Source organism: Cobetia sp. L2A1 (assembly GCF_009796845.1).
Taxonomy (GTDB): Bacteria; Pseudomonadota; Gammaproteobacteria; order Pseudomonadales; family Halomonadaceae; genus Cobetia.
Genome location: NZ_CP047025.1, coordinates 2,038,895 through 2,058,809, shown reverse-complemented (window position 1 = coordinate 2,058,809; position 19,915 = coordinate 2,038,895). Strand labels below are relative to the sequence as shown.

Genomic DNA, 19,915 nt, shown 5'->3' with positions numbered 1-19,915 from the left:
GGTGTATACCGGCACATGAGGCCCGCATGACGTCGTGATCTCAAGAGGAAGTTGTTTCATGACAATGTATGCGGGCCATGTCCTTCGTAATGCCGGACATCTCGAGCGTCGTCACTCTGTGCGTCGCGGTATGCGCTTGCGCCTGGCGGCTGCATGTCTCGGCGGCATGGCTGCCCTGTCGGCGCCTTGGGTAACAGCCAGTGCTGATGACAAGTCTCTCAATGTCGCTGTCAGCATTCCGCCGTTGCACTGGATGGTGCAGAAATTGGCCGGTGATTACGTGGATATCACCACGCTGGTCACGCCTGGCAATAGCCCTGACACCTATGACCCCACTCCTCGCCAGGTAGCGGCGTTGTCGAGTGTCTCGCTGTACCTGGGGATTGGGGTGCCCTTCGAGCAGGTTTGGTTGCCGCGATTGGAGCAGAATCACCCGCAGATGCAGGTCGCGCACCTCGAGGAAGGCATCAAGACGCGTTACTTCGGCGCGGGTGAGGCTCACCATCACGATCATGATGAGCACGAAGGTCATGATGAGCACGAAGGTAATGACGAACACGAAGGTCATGCTGATCATGGCGAGCACGAAGGTCATGAGGCGCATGTGGGCCACGATGAGCATGAAGAAGGTCAGGGTGAAGCAGACCCTCACCTCTGGTTGGATCCAGAGCGCATGATGAAGATGATCGAGCGCACGTCAGATGTTCTGGAAGCACGTATTCCAGAACATGCCGATGACATCAAGGCCAATGAGCAGCAATTGCTGGCATCACTTGACGCACTCGACAATGAAATCCGTCAGCAGCTCGCGCCGTATCAGGGCCGAAACTTCATGATCTTCCACCCGAGCTTTGGCTACTTCGCCGATCGTTATCAGTTGGAGCAGCATGCCATCGAGACCAGTGGTCGTGAGCCGACGCCGCGTGAAATGGCCGAGCTGATAGAGCGTGCCAAGCAAGAGAAGATCGGCACCATCTTTGTTTCCGGTCAGTTCTCTCAGACGGCAGCCAAGCGTATTGCCAGTTCATTGAATGCCAAGGTGGCTGTGCTTGATCCGCTGGCTGAAGATTATATCGATAACCTTCGCCAAGCCTCTCTGGCCTTGAGCAAGGGCTTCGAGCTGACTGACAGCCAGTAATCGTCGTCAGTCATCAATCATGACCTTGCTCGCCGGTCGCAATGGACTGGCGAGCCACCCGTTTTACCTGTCAGGCGGTCGCGCAAGCGGCCGCCTGCGTCCCTATATGAGGCTACCCTCTTCATGGCCAGTATTCCCTCCGCTCGTGCCACACGGGCGGACTCTCAGGCACCGGCGACCGGTCGGAGCGTAGGTCCGATCTTCCGCCCAGTGCCAGCTGATGCACCAGATGCCATCGATATTCGAGGTGTGACCTTTCGCTATGGCGAGCAAGTCATTCTCGACAACATTGATTTCCAGGTGGGTGCACGTGAAATCGTCGGGCTTATCGGCCCGAATGGCGGTGGAAAAAGCACCTTGTTGAAGCTGGTACTGGGGTTGCTCAAACCAGCATCAGGATGCGTGCAGGTGCTAGGAAAATCGCCCAGCGTCGCAGCTCGCCATATCGGCTATGTTCCACAATTCGCCAACTTCGTGAAGCGATTCCCCATTCGTGTCGAGGATGTGGTGCTGATGGGGCGTCAGGGCAAGTTACGCCATTGGGGCCCTTGGCCGCGTGCTGATCGCGAAGTGATCGAGCCAGTGCTCGAGGAAGTCGGCATCAGTCATTTGCGCCGTCGGCATATCGATGCCCTTTCCGGTGGTCAGTTGCAGCGAGTCCTGATTGCTAGAGCACTCGCATCAGACCCGCAATTGTTATTGCTTGATGAACCCACGGCGAGTGTCGACAGCGACGGCGAGCGTTCATTGTTCGAACTGTTCAATCGTCTGGCCAATCGCATGAGTGTCGTAGTAATCAGTCATGATCTTGGATTCATCAGTGATTATGTCGATCGAGTCGCTTGCTTGAACCGGCAGATGGTCGTCCATGATACCGAGGCACTCACCGCTGACTCCATCGAGAAGCTCTATGGTGAGCATGTGCACATGATTCACCATCATCACTAAGTCCCCGACTCGCATCTTTCATTTCTCCCATGGCCCACTATTGTGAGCTAAAGGCCCGACTCGCATGAACTTCATCACCGCTCTGGGCAGCCAGGATTTCCTGCAAAATGCCCTGTTTACCGGACTACTGGCCAGCATCGCGGCTGGCTTGGTCGGGCCCTATGTCGTTGTGCGGCGTATCGGCTACCTCGCCGGTGGCATCGCTCACACCGTACTTGCCGGCATGGGCATCGCGTACTTTCTCGGGGCTAGCCCACTGATCGGTGCCTTCATCAGCGCCGTATTCGCCGCATTGTTGATTGGTTACATCAGCCTGAAAGGCTTTGATCAGGAAGATACCGTGATCGGTGCGATCTGGGCCATTGGCATGGCGACAGGCATTCTCTTCATCAGTCAGACTCCGGGCTACAAGGTGGATCTGATGAGCTACCTGTTCGGTAATCTGTTGCTGGTACCAGCGGAGGCCATCAGCATGCTGGCATGGGTCGTGGGTGGCTTGGCCTTGGTGCTGTTGGTCGTGCATCGGCCACTGACGGCAGTGATCTTCGATGAAGAGTTCGCACGTCTGCGTGGCGTGCCGGTCAAATCGCTCTATCTATTGCTGCTGGTGCTGGTCGCTATTACCGTAGTGCTGTTGTTGCAGGCAGTAGGCTTGATCATGGTCTTGGCATTATTGTCGCTACCAGCGGCATTGGCAGGCCATCATGCTCGCTCTCTGGGAATGATGATCGTGATCGCGAGCCTGGCCGCCATGGCCTTCACGACGGGTGGCCTGGCGATTTCCTGGCACTTCGATCTCCCCGCAGGTGCGACCATCGTTCTGGTCGCCGGCATCGCGTATCTGGTATCGCTGGTCTGGCGCAGTGTGCGTGGCCAGCGACGCTAGCCGACATATTCTCATCTATTACTGCAAGGACTCTCTCGGATGGCACAGGATGGACTGCTGAAGTCACTGGAAAACGCAGACGTTGGCGAAAAGCTCGCGCTGGATACCTTACTCAATGCCCTGCCCTGGAATGCTGACGGCTTGATCCCGGCCATCGCGCAACAACATGACAGCGGTGAAGTATTGATGATGGCGTGGATGAATGTCGAAGCGTTGCGCGAAACGTTGGCGAGTGGTCGCGTCTGTTATTTTTCACGCTCGCGCAGCAAGCTGTGGCGCAAGGGTGAAAGCTCGGGCCAACAGCAACTATTGGTCAGCACGCACCTTGATTGCGATGGTGACACCTTGTTGGTCAAGGTCGATCAGACCGGCCCTGCCTGCCATACCGGTCGCAAGAGCTGCTTCTACTGGCAGCTGGATACTGACGGTGCCGCTATTACTCAGGCTCCGCTGATCGACCCTGCAGATTTGTATGGCAAGTGAGTCACATGGAGAATCCTGAGTCACGGCATCCACTGCGCCGTCGATTGACAGCTGTCATGACTGGCCTGCTGGTCGGTTTGCTGCGCGGTTACCAGCTGGTGATCAGTCCTCTGTTGGGGCCGCGTTGTCGCTTCTATCCCAGCTGCTCACACTATGGGCTGGAAGCGATCAAGGAGCATGGCCCGCTCAAGGGCTTCTGGCTGACGCTTAAACGGTTATCGCGCTGTCATCCACTGGGTGGCCCCGGTGGCGTTGATCCAGTCCCTCTGCGCAAGGGTGACGTATCAAGTGATGCAGCGCCTTCCCGTACGGATCATTCCCGTGGAGACCACTCTTGCCTACGCAAGTGAAGTTAATAGATGATAAACTACACTTGTGTAATTGATTAGCTGCAGGAGGCTTCACATGTCCACCGCTACCGCCATTGATCGTGTTTCCCCCACCAGCCCCAGTGCAGGCCGAGTGGCACTCAAGTCTTTCTTCAATATCACGGAGAAGTGGCAATGTAGTGCTGCCGATCAGCGAGTGCTGCTGGGAGGTGTCGGCACAACGACCTACCACAAATATCGCAAGCTGCCGGAAGTCCGTCTGCCGAATGACACACTGGAGCGTATCTCCTACGTGATGGGTATTCATAAGGCGCTACGTATTCTATTCAGCAATACGCCGGAAATGGCCCATGAGTGGGTGCGCCGCCCCAATCGTGCCGCACCCTTCAATGGCCGTAGTGCGCTGGATTACATGCTGGCCGGCCAGGTGGTGTCCCTGGCAGATACTCGCCGCTATCTCGATGGCGTGCGCGGATGAGTCTCTCCACGGTGCACGCCGCGCCGCCACTTGCACTCCCTGAATGGAAAAGTGCCTGGCGCGTGATCTCAAGTGCCTTCCCGCCCATCTCGGTCTTCGAGGATATTCTTGAGCCAGATGAGCTGGAAATGGCGTTTGCGATCGAAGCGATGACCAATGACCGCTTACGCGAAGAGGTGGGAGAGCTCTCTCGCGTTGCTCCGGAAGACCGCATCAGTGGCCCTGGCTCGACCCCTGTCATGGCCGCTTTTACGCATATTGGCCGCATATCACGTTTTACGGATGGCAGTTTTGGCGTCTACTACTGCGCCAGTACGTTGGATACCGCTATTGTCGAAACGCGCTTCCATATGGCGCGCTTCCTGGCTGATACCTCACAACCTAGCCAGGAAATGACCATGCGTAGCTATGTGAATCAAGTCACACAGTCACTGCATGACATTCGCCAAGGGTATGACGACCTGTGTCTTGCCGATATGGCCAGTTATCCAGCGGGACAAGTCTTTGCAGCACAGCTGCGAGAAAGTGGTAGCTGGGGATTGCTGTACCCGAGCGTACGCAATTCCACTGTAGATGTTGCAGCTGAATGTGCAGCCATCCTGCGACCACCGGCGGTGAGTATTCCCATTCAGGGACCCCACCTGCGTTATGTCTGGGATGGGCAGCATCAAGCCATGACGCATGTGCTGGAAGTGAAGGAACACCGCTAGCCGCTATTTCCTTCCGCCAATGCGGTATGGCGTGCCGCCTTTCCTGTTCTCATCCCCATTCAGTCTTCATCAATGTGATTGCAGAGTCTCATTGAGCGGAAACCATGCTGGGCTGACAGTGTCAGAAAAGCGGCGTGAACGGACCAAGATTCCTGCGTCTGACTCATGGATTCCCTGCCTATACGAAACGGAGATGTTGTCAATGAAGTTGAGGTCCCTTCTTTGCGCTGCGGTGCTGGTGTTCTTTACAAGCGCACCGGCAGCGTTCGCCAAATCGATCACCATCGATGATGGTAGCCATGAGGTGACGATCCCCGACACTCCCCAGCGCATTGTGGTACTTGAGTTTTCCTTCGCGGATTCATTGGCATCCATCGCGGTGCCAGCAGTCGGTGTGGCGGATGACAACGACGAGAACCGCCTGCCGCCACAAGTCCGTGACGTACTGGGGGATTACACATCGGTCGGTAAGCGCGCGCAGCCCAGCATAGAAGCCATTGCCGAGCTAAAACCGGATTTGATCATTGCAGATGTCAATCGTCACGCAAAGATGTACACCCAGCTGTCTGCCATTGCACCGACATTGCTACTGGAATCTCGCGGCGAAGACTACGCCGGTAGCTTGGCGTCTGCGCGAATTGTTGCCAAGGCCGTCGGCAAGAGCGATGAAATGAAAGCGCGCTTGGCAAAGCATGATGAGACCATGGCCATGTATGCGTCGAAAATTCCCGACGGGGCGAGCGCTGTCTTTGCTGCCGCACGCGAAGATAGCCTGTCACTGCATGGCCCTCAGTCCTATGATGGCTCCGTCATGAAAGCGCTGGGGTTGGAGATACCCGATGCTGGGCCGAATTCGCAGAATTTCGTTAGCCTGGAGCAATTCCTGTCGATCAATCCGCAATATTTCATGGTGGGACACTATCGTCGTCCTTCCATCATCGACAGATGGCATGGCGAAACGCTTTGGAGCCTGCTGACAGCGGTCAAGCACAAGCATGTCTATTCGGTCGATCCAAACGCTTGGGCGCGTAATCGAGGCATCATGGCAGCAGAAAAGATCGCTGCCGATGTCGCGGCAATGTTTGATGGCACCTTCCAGAACGTCGATTCCGAATAATGACAGTCCCACCAATCAAGAACAGCCCCTCCATCCTCTTTGGGGCGGCCTTTATCGTGCTGATCATGTTGGCCTGGTGGTCGCTTTGGGCTTTTTCGACCTTCACGCTGACGCCAGCGGATGTATGGGCCTTTGGACAGACAGGTCAGACGGATGACATGACGTCACAGATCATTGGTCATATCCGCCTTCCGCGCACCCTGACAACCATTCTCGTTGGCGCCCTGCTGGGCATGGCTGGGCTATTGATGCAGGGCATCTCACGCAACCCGCTCGCGTCTCCCACGATGCTGGGTGTCACTGGCGGTGCAAGTCTTGGTCTTGCACTGGTGTCCAGTGGCGTCTTGCCAATCGCTATCCCGTTTGGAAATACGATGATTTCAGTACTGGGTGGTGGAATTGCCTGGCTCATCGTCTTCGTGCTGGGCGCGGCCTGGTCGACAGATGCTTCCCGTGCACGATTGGTGTTGGCAGGCATCACCGTTGCTGCGCTATGCGCCAGCATGACACGCCTGGTCATCCTGCTGGCAGAGGAGCGCTCCATGGGAGTGCTGAACTGGCTGGCTGGCTCCATGGTGGGCGCCAGGTGGCCTGACGTCTGGCTACTGGCAGTGGCATTCATCGGCGCATTCCTGCTAAGCATCGTAGTGGCCAAGCACCTCAATCTCATGAATCTCGGCGATGACAGCGCCCAGTCGCTGGGCGTACCGCTGAATCGACTGCGTATCATCATCTTCACCGGTGGCACGATCATGGTCGGCGTGACCGTCGCTGTCGTGGGGCCCATCGGTTTCATTGGACTGATGGCACCCAATATCGCACGCCGCATGCTTGGGGTAGATTACCGCCCACTGGTATTGGCGAGTGCCATGTGTGGGGCCATCCTGTTATTGCTCTCCGACATCATCGGCCGTTGGGTTGCCTTTCCTTCAGAGACGCCCGCAGGTGCAGTCACCGCATTGATCGGTGCGCCCTTCTTCCTGCTGATGGCAAGGAGGCTACGATGACATCGGCAGTGAAACTGGGGCTCGTGTCAGTCATGCTGGCAGCGGTATTCGTGATGGCCCTGATGTTGGGCGAGCACACTGTGAATCTCGCGTCCGTCATGCACCTGCTGATACAGCATGATGCACAGGATTTCGTGGTCTGGAACCACCGCTTCCCACGCAGCATGATTGCCCTCGTGACGGGGGCAGCCATGGGAGTCTCTGGCGCCCTGGTGCAAGGCATCATCCGTAACCCCCTGGCGTCACCTGATATTCTGGGTGTGACACAGGGTGCTGGTCTTGCACTCAGTATCGCCCTACTCATCTTCCCTAGCACATCACCCGCGCTTTTGCCGCTGGTGGCCGGAATCGGAGGCTTCTGTGGCGCAGCGCTGTTGATGGCTTATAACATCGATGAATTTTCTCCAGTCCGCTTTGCACTGACCGGGATCGCGATCTCCGTCACCTTTTCGGGCATCACGGAGTTCCTGTTGCTCACGCATCCGACCGAGGTCAACACGGCGCTATTGTCGTTGACCGGCAGCCTCTGGGCGCGTGGCTGGCAGCAGCTCTGGCCGGTCATCTCACTGCTGCCCATGCTGTGTGCGTCGATGCTGCTGGCGAAACCACTGGACCTGATGGCGCTGGGCGATCAATCGGCCGCCTCGCTCGGCGTCCGGATGAAATGTCTACGCTGGGGAGCCCTCGGGTTGGCGGTATTGATGGTCTCGGTCTCGGTCTCGATCGTGGGGCCGATCACCTTTGTGGGACTGGTATCACCGCACATTGCACGAAGAATCATGGGCGGCAGGCATCTTCAGCTACTCCCTGTCGCAGCGATGGTAGGGGCCGTGATATTGCTCGCTTCTGACATGCTCGGTCGCAGCCTGATGCCTCCGTCGGAAATCCCCGCAGGCGTGCTGACGGCGATTGTCGGCGCACCCTATTTCCTGTGGCTGCTGCATAAGGCCAAATAGATGACACGCGACGCGATACTCGAGATCACTGATCTCACACTGGGCTATGGTGAAGCCCCCATTATCGAAGGACTGAAGGTCGAGATCCCGCGGGGACAGTTTACTGCGTTAGTGGGCCCCAATGGCTGCGGGAAATCCACGTTGCTCAAGAGCCTTGTCCGTTCGCTCACCCCCAGTCACGGCGAGATAATGCTGGATGGTCATTCCATCCACCGTCAATCGCCCAAGGCGCTGGCCCGGCAGGTCGCCTTTCTGCCTCAGGTGCTGCCGATTCCTGAAGGTATCAACGTACGTGAGTTGGTGGGCTACGGTCGTAGCCCCTATAACGATCTCTGGGGACGCCTGACAGGTAAGGACCGTGCCATTGTCGATGAAGCCATCGAGCGTGTGCAGATAGGTCCGCTGGCGCACCGCCAGTTACAAGATCTTTCGGGTGGACAGCGTCAACGTGCATGGGTCGCCATGGTGCTTGCCCAGCAGGCTCCGCTGGTACTGCTGGATGAACCCACGACCTATATGGACATCAACCATCAGGTTGAGCTGATGAGCATGATTCACGACATGATCGCGGACGGCCAGACGGTTGTAGCGGTATTGCATGATCTCAACCAGGCGTTTCGCTACGCTGACCACATCATCATGCTGAAAGAGGGTCGGTTGCAGGTGAGTGGCCAGCCCGCCTGTGCGGCGACCTCAGAATTGATGAGGCATGTCTTTTCCGTCGACGCCGACATCCATCCTGATCCTGCCACCGGATCTCCCATGGTCATCGTACGTCAATGACTTCATCTATCTAGTTCACCCAGATCAGCTAGCTCGCCCAGGTCAGAGTTTGACGCAATATCAGAAGCTGAAATGGACAACGCCCGCCGCATCCGTCTCATGAGGAGACCTGACGCGGCGGGCGTTGTCGTTTCACGGGAGCGCCATGATGAAATACTGGCTCTCTTGATCAGCCCTGTTCAGCTCGGCTTCACGCCTTGACGTGTAGTTCTGCAACGCCATAGATGCGTTTGAGCATGGCGTGCAGCCCATTGGAGCGCGTCGGGGACAGGTGTTTATCAAGCCCTAGCTCTGCGAGGAAGGTCGGCTGAGTGGCGACGATTTCCTGTGGCGTGCGGTCATTATAGATCCGCAGTACGACTGCGATCAGGCCAGCCACGATCGCGGCGTCAGACGTAGCCTGGAAGCGCAGGCGCTGCTCGCTGCCCTCGCCTTTCACCTCAGGATGAATCCAGACATTGGACTGACACCCATCAATTTTGGTGTGCGGCCCCTTCAGCTCTTCTGGATAGGTAGGCAACGCCTTACCCATGTCGATGATGTACTGATAGCGGTCCATCCAGTTATCGAAAAAGCTGAATTCTTCGACCAATTCCGCCTGCGCTTGCTGGGCCTCGCTCATGCTGTCTCCATCTTGTCTGATGCTAAGGATAACGAACGGCATGTGCCGTGTAATGACGCCATGATAACGCGCCAACTCGAGTGGCGCACGGTGCTCAGATGTCTCCATCACCAGTCGTTTGCGGATGCGCGCGCAATGAGTGCCTGGCCATCTGCTCCTGCCATTCCGCATCTTCAGCATGCAGATAGCGAGCCGTCGTATCCAGTCGTGAATGACGAGCCGAACGCGATAGGAAACGTAGCTCGACGCCTGCCTGTGCTTGATGAGTGATCGCGGTATGGCGTAGCCAGTGAGGGCTGGCCTTGTCGAGGCTGCGCGCCATCAACTCACTGGCATTGCCCTCCTGCTCAGCTCGCCCACGCATATCGTCCGCGGCCTGTGCAAACGTCTGCTTGATCAATCGATAAAGCTGGTTATCTCCCAGCGGGGTATGGCCATCCAGTCGAGGGATGAGCGGCAAGTATTCATCATCCGGTAGCGCCTGGGGTAAATCGCTCATATTACGCACGCGACGCCAGCGAATCAGGGCATCAAGCATCGGCGGCGGCAAGGGAATCTCGGCCAACTTGGCGCCCTTGCCTATCACGCGCCACCACCACTGTCCTTCTCTGAGTGCGATATCTCCCATGCGGGCCGCCGCCATTTCGGCAATTCGCGGTGCCATGAGATAGGCGAACGCGAAGAGAAAGCGCTGGCGCTCAGCGATGAAACATTGGCGCCGATGTTTCATCGCGGCCTGGCTGTCGTCGGGGACTGCCAGTGCCTCGACATGAGTGTGACTTACGGTGACGTCGATATCACACTGCTGTTCGATACGCGTCCAGAGCCAATCCCATAATGGTCGCTCCAGATAGCGCTCGATGCGCTGAGTACGATTATCCAGGCGACGCTTGTCACGCATCAGCCGAAAAGGATTGCGGTGTAGATAACCCGCTTCGATCAACCAGCTATATAACCCCTGCAAGATTACCAGGCTCTGTCGTCGACTGGCGGGAGCCAGCGGACCGCGAAACGGTCGCCACTCTGGATGCTTGCGGGCACGCACACTGCCGATCCAACGCTCAGCAGGCCGTGGGTCTGCAAGAAAGGCCTCGAACTTTTCAAGCCGCTCTCGATCAAGACTCGCGAGTGTCTCTCTACGCCCCTGCCCACCTTCGGCTTTCAGCCACAACAGCAGGCGCTCCGCCTCTTTACGATATGCACGTAGCGTTTGGGCGCTATGGCGATATTCAGCCAACCAGGCGGCAACGGCCTCTATGTCAGTACGGGCGGCAATCAAGGGGTCTGACGTTTGTACCAAGACGCTTGTCGCCTCGGCTTTCTGTAGCTCACCTTCTAGATTGCTCACCAGTCTGCTGATGCTGTCATTTGCGTCATTTTCAGCGAAGTTATGCGCCATACGGCTGGATTTCCCTGTATGTGATGCACTTTGTTAGTCATGTGATTGTCTTGCTGATGCCCTGCCACCACGAAAGCTTGACGCCTATGAGAGTGATTGTGCTGGTGTAGTCATGATAATTCAAGATAAGGCGCGTAATCATGAATTTATACCCTCTATCGTACTGTAAATTACATATTACGTATAACGTAATTAACTTTATCCTACGCCATCAAACCGGTATGATGCGTTCAAACAGGGGTATCCTTCTTTTGGCACAAGCAAGAGAACGCCCATGAATACTCGTGCCGAAGGGTTATCGCACGGGTACGGCGCTATTAAGGTGGTAGTCCGCACCACTTCATGGCGTAATGGCCGCTAAGCATTTACTTCAGAATATGGACGGAGATTCCCATGGCGCGCACTGGCGTCCAGTACGAGGATGTACAACGAGCCATCGAGTCATTGATGGCGCGGGGCGAAGCCCCGAGCGTGCAGAAAATTCGCGAAGTGCTCGGTACCGGCAGCTTCACTACTATCAGCGACCATCTACGTGAATGGCGCCAGCGGCGTGCGGAAAAACGCGATGAGCCTCTGAGCCAAGCGATGCCGGACAGCCTGACAGAGACACTGACGGTGGTATGGAAAGAGGCTCAGGGCCTCGCTAACGAAAGTCTTGTCCACTATCGACAGGAAGCGGACAAGCAGACGAGCGCTGCCCGTGAGGCTGAAGCGCAGTCACAGCGGCGCGCAGAAGATGCTGAGCAGCGTCTGAGCGCCCTGTCGGGGCAACTGACACAGGTACAAGCGCGGCTTGAGGAGCGTGTACAGGCACTGGCGGCGCTGACTCACGAGCGTGATCACTGGCAGCAACTCCAGGAAAAGTTGGAAAAGCGGCTTGTGTTGGCTCAGGAAGATGCCACGGCACTGGAGCGCTCCCGCGAGCATGACAACGAGAGGCATCAGCAGGCGTTGCAGGATCAGGATACTGAGTGGAAAGACCGCCTGGTGCAGGAAGAATCGCGCCATGAGGCCAGCGAAACGCGCCTGATGAAGATGTTGGATGATGCTCGCCTCGAGAAGCATGAGCTCGACAAGCAGCATCGCCGTCGTCAAGAGCAGCTCGAGAAACGTATCGAGCGGTTGGATGCCCAGACGGCAGAGCAGCGTAAGTTGCTGCAGGAAGAAGAACGGCGACGCTTTGAAGAAGCCACACTGCGTCAGCAGCGTGATTCTGAGCTCAAGAGTCTACGGGCGCAGCTAGAGCACTCAACGGCGGAGCAATCGCGTGCTGAAGCGCTGCTGGCGCAGGTAAATCATGAGAACCGTATGCTGCAAGAGCGTCTGTCGCATGCGCCCTTGCCGCCATTTGTCTGCTAAAACCTGCTGTAGATGTTAAATCCTGCTGTAAAGAGCTTGCTTCTATCGGCTGTGACGTAACTGCGCGTTAGCCTCACCCGAGACGCTATCTGGGTTGATGACATAAAAAGCGCCGCCCTGATGGGCGGCGCTTTTTATGTGCGATAGAGGTAAGACATGGGACAAGAGGCTGGCAGGACTATGTCAGCCGTTGAATACCCTCAACCATTACAGCAACTCCTCGGCGACCAAAGCCAGACGTGAACGTTCGACGCACTTGAGCGTGACATGCCCTGCATGTGGCCAGCTGGCAAATCGTTGCACGGCGACGGCAAGACCACAGGTGTTGGCGGTCAGATAAGGCGTATCTATCTGCCCGACATTGCCCAGTAACACTACCTTGGTATTTGCGCCTGCGCGGGTTAGCAGACCCTTGAGCTGCTTGGGTGTCAGGTTCTGAGCCTCATCGATAATCAGGAAGGTATTGCTCAAGGTGCGCCCACGCATGAATGACGGTGAGCGAATCTGCACACGATTACCAATCCAGGCGCGCGTCGCTTCCTCGCTCCAGGCGCTGGTGCCTTCACCTTCCTTGCGCAGCAAGTTATCCATGTTGTCGTGGAAGGCTCCCATCCAGGGCGACATCTTTTCCTCTTCGGTGCCAGGCAAGAAGCCGATCTCTTCGCCCATCGCAATCGGCGCGCGGGTAAAGATGATGCGCTCAAAGCGTTTCTTCTCGAGCGTCTGCTCAAAGGCCGCCGCAAGGGTCATGTATGTTTTCCCCGTGCCTGCACTGCCGGCGATCGACACCATGTCGACGCTTTCATCCATCAGGAGGTTGAGGGCGAAGTTCTGACGACTATCGTGAGCATTGACCCCCCATGCACTGCGCTCGTTACGATAATTTTGCAGCACTTCGAGCGTGGCATGATCATGCCCCAGTTCACGTACGATGGCCTCGAAGCTTGCTCCCTTGTCACAATCAGCAATCAGCATGCCCGGATACCAATCGCTCGGCATCTGTCCGGAGAGCTGATAGAAGGTGCGGTGATGTTCACGTGTCACGGTGACATCAAATTTGAGGTCATCCCAGACACCCTGCCCATCAGGTCCAGCCTCATGGTAGAGCTTGACCCCCTCGATCATGGCATCACTGTCGGTGAAGGCACGATCGGTCAGATAGTCTTCAACCGCCATCCCAAGCGCAGCAGCCTTGATACGTAGATTGATGTCCTTGGTCACCAGGATGACGGAAGCATCCTGGCTGCGTGCTACCAGACTTCGGGTTTCAGCAAGAATACGATTATCAGCGCAATCGTCACTCTGATCGACGGCACCGGAGAGGAAGTGGAGATGACCAGAACCGCTCAGTGTCCCCGGCAGCGGAATGCCGCGCAGGATTTCCTGGGGAGTGATGTCGGCGGTGAGGTCCGATAGGGTGCGGCTAACCTGACGAGCAGTATGGGCAATCTCCTTATTGCCATTCTTGTGCTTATCCAGCTCCTCAAGGACCGTCATGGGAATGACGACATCGTGCTCATCAAATTGAAAGATGGCTGAGGGATCGTGAATCAACACATTGGTATCGAGGACATACAGACGACGGGACTGCTTCTCGACTCTTACCATTGGCGACATGCCTTCCGTTGGAGTGTGCCCTTTGAAACTAGCATGCTGAATATGTCGATTGTGTTTCAAATCACTCACCAATTTCACGCTGGGACTAATGACAGGTCACGCAACGCAGGCGCATACTTTGTCTCCGCTGAAGACCTGCGCTCTTTTCGTCATCACGCATTGCCCAGCCATCCAGATACCATCAAAAAAGCCGCCCCGGCATGCCGGGGCGGCTTTTTGTCATCAACTTATTGACGACTTATATCACAGGATCAAATGTCCCCATCAGGCGGCAATCGCCTCACGGCGACGGCGCCTTACCTGTAGCCAGCCAATCAGCCATAACAGCGCAATGGCAGGCAGCATGGCAATTTCTTTTGGCGGACGTTCAGCCGTCTGCTCAATATCGTCAATGGTGAAGTCGAAATCGATCCCGGCCTGCTGGGCCACACTACCGTACTCAACCATGCTCACCACGACCTTCTCGTCACTGATATCCAGCGTCAGCCCGACATCACTCAGACGCGCCTCGCCTCCTTCGGCATCCGTCACTGGCAGCAACATGGTTCTGGAGACAGTGTCACCATCCAGGTTGGTTCCAGAAACATGGATACGAAGATCAGAGTTGGCGGGCGCCTCAGCCATCATCGCTTCGATCTGCTGCGGCGGAATCAACGTGACCGGCGAGTAAATCATGTCCCACCAATAACCGGGGCGGAACAGCGTGAAGGTGATCAGTAACATCGCCACCGTTTCATACCAGCGGGTTCGGGTCAGCCAGTACCCCTGTGTCGCGGCCGCGAAGACCAGCATCGCGCCCACTGCTGAAGCCACGGTAATCGCAAGATGCCAATAGCTATCAATATTCATCAACAGCAGGTTGGTGTTGAAGATGAACATGAACGGCAGAATCGCGGTACGAATATCGTAGGTGAAGCCCTGGATACCGGTCTTGATAGGGTCCGACTTGGCAATCGCGGCGGCCGCAAAGGCCGCTAACCCCACCGGTGGCGTATCATCCGCCAATATTCCGAAGTAGAAGACGAACAGATGGACCGCGATTAGCGGCACTATCAGGCCATTTTCCGCCCCCAGATTGACGATAACCGGCGCCATCAGTGTCGAGACCACGATGTAGTTGGCCGTGGTCGGCAACCCCATGCCGAGTATCAGGCTAATAACGGCGGTAAAGATCAGGATCAACATCAGATTGCCTGCCGAGATGAACTCGACGAAGGCGGTCATCTTCAGGCCAAGGCCCGTCAATGTCACGGTACCGACGACAATGCCTGCCGCGGCAGTGGCAACACCGATACCGATCATGTTCTTCGCGCCGATCACCAGACCATGGAAGAGATCTTCGCCACCCAGTCGAGCGGCCGCGGCCATCTGGGGATCCTTGCGGAAGACAGCGACAAGAGGACGCTGAGTCACGGTGATGAAGATCATGAACAGCACGGCCCAGAAGGCAGAAAGCCCTGGAGACATGCGTTCAACCGTCAGACACCAGACCAGTACGACGACGGGAAGCAGGAAGTAAAGGCCTACCTTGACAGTCGGACCGACAGGCGGCAATTCATCGATGTCGCCATGATCCAACTCAGGAAAACGGGCTGAGTAGGCAACCAATCCTATGTAGGCAGCCAGCAGCAGCGGCAACACGATATAGACGGCGCTATCACCGGCCATCGTCTTGATCCAACCAATACCGTAGTACACCACCAGTGTCAGGATGCTCATGCCGATAAAGACGGACAGGAAGGTGAATAGCGTCGCGATCAGGCTGGTCTTGTGCGTACGCTTCAGCCCTTCCATTCCCGCTTTACAGGCTTCGAGGTGAACGATGTAAATCAGCGCAATATAGGAGATCAATGCCGGCAGCAGTGCGTGACGAATGACATCAAGATACGGAATGCCGACATATTCGACCATCAAGAAAGCGGCAGCACCCATGATAGGAGGGGTCAGCTGACCGTTGGTCGACGCAGCCACTTCTACGGCAGCAGCCTTGCTGGCTGGGAAGCCCACCTTCTTCATCAACGGGATGGTAAAGGTCCCTGTCGTCACCACATTGGCAATCGACGAGCCGGAAATGATGCCGGAAAGACCAGACGCCACGACAGCTGCCTTGGCCGGCCCACCGCGCATGTGACCCAGCATCGAGAAGGCCATGCGAATGAAGTAGTTACCAGCACCGGCGCGCTCAAGCAAGGCTCCGAACAGGACAAACAGGAAAACGAAATCGGTGGACACGCCTAGCGCAACCCCGAAGACCCCTTCCGTGGTCAGCCATTGATGCCCTAGCAGCTTGTTGAGGCTGGCACCCGCATGGGCAATGACATCCGGCATATACGCGCCGAACAAGCTATAAAGCAGGAAGACGCTGGCGACGACTGCCAGCGGCGGTCCGAGAGCACGTCGTGTCGCTTCCAGCAACAACACCAGACCGACGCCCGAGAACACCAGATCCATCGTGGTGTAAGCCCCTGCCCGCCGCGCTAGCTCATCACTGAAGATCAGCACATAAGCGACACCGGCCACGGCAAATATCGCCAGTGCCCAGTCATACAGTGGGATACGGTTGGCCGGCGCCCCTTTGTAAGCTGGATAGGAAACGAACGCTAATGAGATAGCAAAGCAGAGGTGCACGGCACGCGCGGTGTCGGAATTCAATAAAGACAGAGGTGACGCGAGGTACAGTTGGAATAATGACCACGCCAGAGGCACAAGCCACATGAAGTGGTATCCGACACCTGTCGGGTGACGCCCGCCGGTTTCCGACTCCAACATTTTCAGTACTTCAGCGTCATGATCCGGCTGGGCGCCAGGCGCCCCAGACGTTGCTGCAGTTTGAGTTTTGGTCATTTTTTATGATCCGATCTACGCGAGTCAGGCGATAGTCGACAATGTCACCAGGGGACCACGCGTGCAGGACGCGACAAGGCCCAATACGGCAATGACAATGTACAACCACATGCTTATCAAGCTGGTTACGTCTTCAGTATGTCCGGCCTGACAGATGTTTCCATTAATTGGCAGAAATCAGGCAGCTTTCACCGACGCTAGCCTCGGGCTTGGCCCGATCGTGCAAAGTGACAAATGCTGTCGTCCACATGCACAGGGACCGCAACGAGTGCGGTCCCTGTGATCAAGCTCAATCAGGCTTGCTGCATGCTGAGATCAGTACATGCATCACTCGCTCAAAAGCCCGGCTTCCTTGTAGTACTGCTTGGCACCATCATGCAGCGGTGCAGTCAGAGACGCGCTGACCATTTCTTCCTTCTTCAATACCTGGAAGGCCGGGTGCAGACGCTGGAATTGGTCAAAGTTGTCGAATACCGCTTTGACGACTTCGTAAGCCACACGATCTTCGACAGCGGCGCTAGAGACGATAGTGGCGCGAACACCGAAGGTGGTCACATCATCATCGTTGCCGCGGTACATGCCACCCGGGATAGTGGCGACAGAGAAGTACGGCTTCTCGGCGACCAGCTTATCGACCGCTTCACCGGTGACGTTGACGATGTTCGCGTCACAGGTAGTGGTTGCTTCCTTGATGGAACCGGACGGGTGACCGACAACGTAGACATAGCCATCAATCTTGTTGTCGCACAGCGCTGAAGACATCTCAGAGGCTTTCAACTCAGACGCCACGGAATAGATGCTGGTGTCCTTGCCCTGGGAAGACAGCAGTGTGTCGATAGTGGAACGCTGGCCTGAACCCGGATTACCGATGTTCATGCGTTTCCCTTCCAACTGATCGAACTCGGTCACGCCGCTGTCCTTGCGTGCCACGACGGTGAATGGTTCCGGGTGCAGCGAGAACAGGGAGCGCAGATCCTTGTTGGGACCGAAGTCCGCAAAGTCACCTTCGCCTTCGTAGGCATTGTAGTGCGCGTCAGACTGAGCGACGCCCATGTCCAGCTCGCCAGTACGAATACTGTTCAGGTTGTAGCCGGAGCCACCGGTAGACTCAACACTGCAACGAATGCCGTGTTCCGCCTTGCCACGATTCACCAGACGGCAGATAGCACCACCTGCTGGGTAGTAGACACCGGTCACACCGCCGGTGCCGATGGTCACGAAGGTCTGCTCGGCGGCATTGGCGCCCCCAGCGATAGCCATCAGGCCAAGACCTGCTGTCGCGACCGCCGCTGTCAGCGTCTTCTTGATCATGGTCATGTTGAAACTCCCTTTGCTGGCTTGTTATTAGTCTTTCCGCCTACACCTGACACGTTATCCGTGCCCTACCCCTAGCGCTATAAAAGGCTGTGTGCGGAGCGATCACTCACCTGTGACAAGGTTGTGATTTCAGTAACTTGTAGGTGCGTGAAGCTAAAGAGAGCTTAGCATAGCTGATGTGTCTGGTACGTCCTCGTGATGCTTTATGCTACGAAAGACGTATGTGTCGGCAATATCATGTCCAAGTGCCCTGATTCTCATGAGAAAGAATCAGTGTCCGTGACTTATCCAATAAAAAACGCCTCACGATAAGGGCGTGAGGCGTTTTTTCGACGAATCGCTATCGCAAATGGACAACTACAGGATGACAGGACAAATGTTGCCGTAATACTGCGCTCTCAAGCGGATAGGTTCATCGCATATCAGGTACGGGTCACGCTGCGCATGGTCACAAATTCTTCTGCTGCAGTTGGATGGATGCCCACCGTCAGGTCGAACTGAGCCTTGGTCAGGCCTGCACGCACTGCGATGCCGATGCCCTGCATGATTTCACCGGCTTCGTCTCCGACCATATGAACGCCGACGACCTTGTCCGTGGCATCATCCACGATCAGTTTCATCAGACTGCGTTCATCACTACCTGACAGCGTGTGTTTGAGCGGACGGAAGTCAGCGGTATAGACGCGAATGCTGTCGAAGGTGGTGCGTGCATCTTCTTCGCTCAATCCAACGGTACCGATGTTGGGGTGGCAGAACACCGCGGTAGCGATGGTGGTGTAATCCAGACCACCGACAACACCATCACCAAAGTGCGCGCGCACCAGATGCATGGCTTCTTCCAAGGCGACCGGTGTCAATTCTGGCCCACCGATGATGTCGCCCAGAGCCAATATCGAGGGTGTACTGGTTTCGAAGCGTTCATTGACTCGCACGGTGCCATCGGCATTCAGAGTGACATCGACATTCTCGAGTCCCAAGCCATCAATATTCGGTTTTCGGCCCGTGGCGGCGAGAATGCAGTCGACTTCCAGTGCGGTACCATCATTGAGGGTGACGTGATAGACATCACCCTGCTTGTCGATGGATTCGACAGTGGTATTGAAGTGAAGATTGACGCCCTTCTTGGCCATCTCGTCACGCGTGAACTCACGCACTTCGTTATCAAATCCACGCAGGAACAGGTCACCGCGATAGCTCAGGTGTGTCTCTGAACCCAGCCCATTGAAGATACTGGCGAATTCAACAGAGATATAACCGCCGCCGATGACGAAGAAACGCTTGGGAAAGGTTTCCAGATCGAAGATGCGATTGGAATCCAACGCATGCTCACGGCCCGGGAAGTCCGGCAGGAACGGCCAGCCACCGGTAGCGACAAGAATCTTGGCTGCGGTGTACTGCTGACCATTGACGACTACAGTGTGGGCATCCGCAATGGTGGCACGTCCTTCAATCAGCGTGGTGCCGGAATTGTTGAGCATGTTGCGGTAAATGCCGTTGAGGCGTGAAATCTCGGCAGTCTTGCGATCCCGCAACGTCGTCCAATCAAAGCGCGGAGCTTCCTCGAGATTCCAGCCAAAACCAGCACTGTCCTTGAAGCTGTCATGATAGTGCGCTGCATAGGAATAAAGCTTTTTCGGCACGCAACCGACATTCACGCAGGTGCCGCCAAGATAGCGGTCTTCCGCGACAGCGACGCGTGCGCCAGTGGCGGCAGCAGTACGTGCTGCACGAACGCCACCGGAACCGGCGCCAATGACGAACAAGTCGAAGTCGAAGCTGTCTGTCGCGGGCTGGATAGTCTTATCGGACACGGGAATCTCCTCGGTAAATTGCCGACATGGTATCAGGACTCTAGCGCCCTCGGGAGTCCCGTGATCAGTGCAACCGTTCTCCATCCCTACCCCACAGGTTGACCCTGTGGG

General features: G+C 56.3%; 18 protein-coding genes. 12 read left to right on the top strand and 6 right to left on the bottom strand.

Annotated elements, in window-relative coordinates; translation table 11 throughout:
* Positions 1–58 precede the first annotated feature (58 nt).
* From GQR90_RS08955 to GQR90_RS08905, 11 genes are all read left to right on the top strand, one after another.
* Positions 59–1,138: a metal ABC transporter solute-binding protein, Zn/Mn family gene (locus GQR90_RS08955; protein WP_158773803.1), complete on the top strand. Its 1,080-nt coding sequence runs from the start codon at positions 59–61 to the stop codon at positions 1,136–1,138.
* Between the two features lie 123 nt (positions 1,139–1,261).
* Positions 1,262–2,086: a metal ABC transporter ATP-binding protein gene (locus GQR90_RS08950; protein ID WP_158773802.1), complete on the top strand. Its 825-nt coding sequence runs from the start codon at positions 1,262–1,264 to the stop codon at positions 2,084–2,086.
* Positions 2,087–2,150: 64 nt separating this feature from the next.
* Positions 2,151–2,972: a metal ABC transporter permease gene (locus GQR90_RS08945; RefSeq protein ID WP_158773801.1), complete on the top strand. Its 822-nt coding sequence runs from the start codon at positions 2,151–2,153 to the stop codon at positions 2,970–2,972.
* Between the two features lie 39 nt (positions 2,973–3,011).
* On the top strand, positions 3,012–3,455 hold the full coding sequence (hisI, locus tag GQR90_RS08940) for a phosphoribosyl-AMP cyclohydrolase (RefSeq protein WP_158773800.1): 444 nt from the start codon (positions 3,012–3,014) through the stop codon (positions 3,453–3,455).
* A 5-nt stretch (positions 3,456–3,460) separates the two neighbouring features.
* Positions 3,461–3,805: a membrane protein insertion efficiency factor YidD gene (gene yidD / locus GQR90_RS08935; RefSeq protein WP_158773799.1), complete on the top strand. Its 345-nt coding sequence runs from the start codon at positions 3,461–3,463 to the stop codon at positions 3,803–3,805.
* Between the two features lie 55 nt (positions 3,806–3,860).
* Positions 3,861–4,262, top strand: coding sequence for an MbcA/ParS/Xre antitoxin family protein (locus tag GQR90_RS08930; protein ID WP_158773798.1), 402 nt, complete (start codon positions 3,861–3,863; stop codon positions 4,260–4,262).
* Positions 4,259–4,972 carry an RES family NAD+ phosphorylase gene (locus GQR90_RS08925; protein WP_158773797.1) on the top strand — a complete coding sequence of 238 codons (714 nt, stop codon included), beginning with the start codon at positions 4,259–4,261 and terminating at the stop codon, positions 4,970–4,972. Before GQR90_RS08930 ends, GQR90_RS08925 begins: the two co-directional genes overlap by 4 nt.
* A gap of 202 nt (positions 4,973–5,174) precedes the next feature.
* Positions 5,175–6,089, top strand: coding sequence for a Fe(3+) dicitrate ABC transporter substrate-binding protein (locus GQR90_RS08920; protein WP_158773796.1), 915 nt, complete (start codon positions 5,175–5,177; stop codon positions 6,087–6,089).
* The gene (locus GQR90_RS08915) at positions 6,089–7,096 is read left to right on the top strand and encodes an iron chelate uptake ABC transporter family permease subunit (RefSeq protein WP_158773795.1); all 1,008 of its coding nucleotides are present in this window, start codon (positions 6,089–6,091) and stop codon (positions 7,094–7,096) included. Before GQR90_RS08920 ends, GQR90_RS08915 begins: the two co-directional genes overlap by 1 nt.
* On the top strand, positions 7,093–8,052 hold the full coding sequence (locus GQR90_RS08910; RefSeq protein WP_158773794.1) for an iron chelate uptake ABC transporter family permease subunit: 960 nt from the start codon (positions 7,093–7,095) through the stop codon (positions 8,050–8,052). The genes GQR90_RS08915 and GQR90_RS08910 overlap by 4 nt, the downstream gene beginning before the upstream one ends.
* Positions 8,053–8,835 (top strand): ATP-binding cassette domain-containing protein, encoded by a 783-nt coding sequence (locus tag GQR90_RS08905; RefSeq protein WP_158773793.1) that lies wholly within the window; start codon positions 8,053–8,055, stop codon positions 8,833–8,835.
* 190 nt (positions 8,836–9,025) lie between these two features.
* Here the strand turns inward: GQR90_RS08905 and GQR90_RS08900 are convergent, their stop codons facing one another.
* Together GQR90_RS08900 and GQR90_RS08895 are read right to left on the bottom strand one after the other, a co-directional pair.
* Positions 9,026–9,457 (bottom strand): SufE family protein, encoded by a 432-nt coding sequence (locus tag GQR90_RS08900; RefSeq protein ID WP_158773792.1) that lies wholly within the window; start codon positions 9,455–9,457, stop codon positions 9,026–9,028.
* 94 nt (positions 9,458–9,551) lie between these two features.
* Positions 9,552–10,856, bottom strand: a complete 1,305-nt coding sequence (locus GQR90_RS08895; protein WP_158773791.1) for a tyrosine-type recombinase/integrase — start codon at positions 10,854–10,856, stop codon at positions 9,552–9,554.
* Between the two features lie 393 nt (positions 10,857–11,249).
* Here GQR90_RS08895 and GQR90_RS08890 point away from each other — a divergent pair, with 393 nt between their 5' ends.
* On the top strand, positions 11,250–12,215 hold the full coding sequence (locus tag GQR90_RS08890) for a DNA-binding protein (protein ID WP_158773790.1): 966 nt from the start codon (positions 11,250–11,252) through the stop codon (positions 12,213–12,215).
* 207 nt (positions 12,216–12,422) lie between these two features.
* Here GQR90_RS08890 and GQR90_RS08885 read toward each other — a convergent pair whose 3' ends face one another.
* The 4 genes from GQR90_RS08885 to gorA all read right to left on the bottom strand — a co-directional run bounded on the left by GQR90_RS08885 (position 12,423) and on the right by gorA (position 19,804).
* The gene (locus GQR90_RS08885; protein ID WP_158775414.1) at positions 12,423–13,823 is read right to left on the bottom strand and encodes a PhoH family protein; all 1,401 of its coding nucleotides are present in this window, start codon (positions 13,821–13,823) and stop codon (positions 12,423–12,425) included.
* A gap of 273 nt (positions 13,824–14,096) precedes the next feature.
* The gene (locus GQR90_RS08880) at positions 14,097–16,676 is read right to left on the bottom strand and encodes a TRAP transporter permease (RefSeq protein ID WP_158773789.1); all 2,580 of its coding nucleotides are present in this window, start codon (positions 16,674–16,676) and stop codon (positions 14,097–14,099) included.
* 327 nt (positions 16,677–17,003) lie between these two features.
* A complete protein-coding gene (locus tag GQR90_RS08875) occupies positions 17,004–17,993 on the bottom strand; it encodes a TAXI family TRAP transporter solute-binding subunit (protein ID WP_158773788.1) in 990 nt (329 codons plus the stop codon).
* Between the two features lie 422 nt (positions 17,994–18,415).
* Positions 18,416–19,804, bottom strand: coding sequence for a glutathione-disulfide reductase (gene gorA, locus GQR90_RS08870; RefSeq protein ID WP_233266498.1), 1,389 nt, complete (start codon positions 19,802–19,804; stop codon positions 18,416–18,418).
* Positions 19,805–19,915: the final 111 nt, after the last annotated feature.

Bases quoted from the DNA above. Each gene is read 5' to 3' on its own strand.
- GQR90_RS08955 (WP_158773803.1), top strand. From the start codon at position 59: ATGACAATGTATGCGGGCCATGTCCTTCGTAATGCCGGACATCTCGAG.
- GQR90_RS08950 (WP_158773802.1), top strand. From the start codon at position 1,262: ATGGCCAGTATTCCCTCCGCTCGTGCCACACGGGCGGACTCTCAGGCA.
- GQR90_RS08945 (WP_158773801.1), top strand. From the start codon at position 2,151: ATGAACTTCATCACCGCTCTGGGCAGCCAGGATTTCCTGCAAAATGCC.
- hisI (WP_158773800.1), top strand. From the start codon at position 3,012: ATGGCACAGGATGGACTGCTGAAGTCACTGGAAAACGCAGACGTTGGC.
- yidD (WP_158773799.1), top strand. From the start codon at position 3,461: ATGGAGAATCCTGAGTCACGGCATCCACTGCGCCGTCGATTGACAGCT.
- GQR90_RS08930 (WP_158773798.1), top strand. From the start codon at position 3,861: ATGTCCACCGCTACCGCCATTGATCGTGTTTCCCCCACCAGCCCCAGT.
- GQR90_RS08925 (WP_158773797.1), top strand. From the start codon at position 4,259: ATGAGTCTCTCCACGGTGCACGCCGCGCCGCCACTTGCACTCCCTGAA.
- GQR90_RS08920 (WP_158773796.1), top strand. From the start codon at position 5,175: ATGAAGTTGAGGTCCCTTCTTTGCGCTGCGGTGCTGGTGTTCTTTACA.
- GQR90_RS08915 (WP_158773795.1), top strand. From the start codon at position 6,089: ATGACAGTCCCACCAATCAAGAACAGCCCCTCCATCCTCTTTGGGGCG.
- GQR90_RS08910 (WP_158773794.1), top strand. From the start codon at position 7,093: ATGACATCGGCAGTGAAACTGGGGCTCGTGTCAGTCATGCTGGCAGCG.
- GQR90_RS08905 (WP_158773793.1), top strand. From the start codon at position 8,053: ATGACACGCGACGCGATACTCGAGATCACTGATCTCACACTGGGCTAT.
- GQR90_RS08900 (WP_158773792.1), bottom strand. From the start codon at position 9,457: ATGAGCGAGGCCCAGCAAGCGCAGGCGGAATTGGTCGAAGAATTCAGC.
- GQR90_RS08895 (WP_158773791.1), bottom strand. From the start codon at position 10,856: ATGGCGCATAACTTCGCTGAAAATGACGCAAATGACAGCATCAGCAGA.
- GQR90_RS08890 (WP_158773790.1), top strand. From the start codon at position 11,250: ATGGCGCGCACTGGCGTCCAGTACGAGGATGTACAACGAGCCATCGAG.
- GQR90_RS08885 (WP_158775414.1), bottom strand. From the start codon at position 13,823: ATGGTAAGAGTCGAGAAGCAGTCCCGTCGTCTGTATGTCCTCGATACC.
- GQR90_RS08880 (WP_158773789.1), bottom strand. From the start codon at position 16,676: ATGACCAAAACTCAAACTGCAGCAACGTCTGGGGCGCCTGGCGCCCAG.
- GQR90_RS08875 (WP_158773788.1), bottom strand. From the start codon at position 17,993: ATGACCATGATCAAGAAGACGCTGACAGCGGCGGTCGCGACAGCAGGT.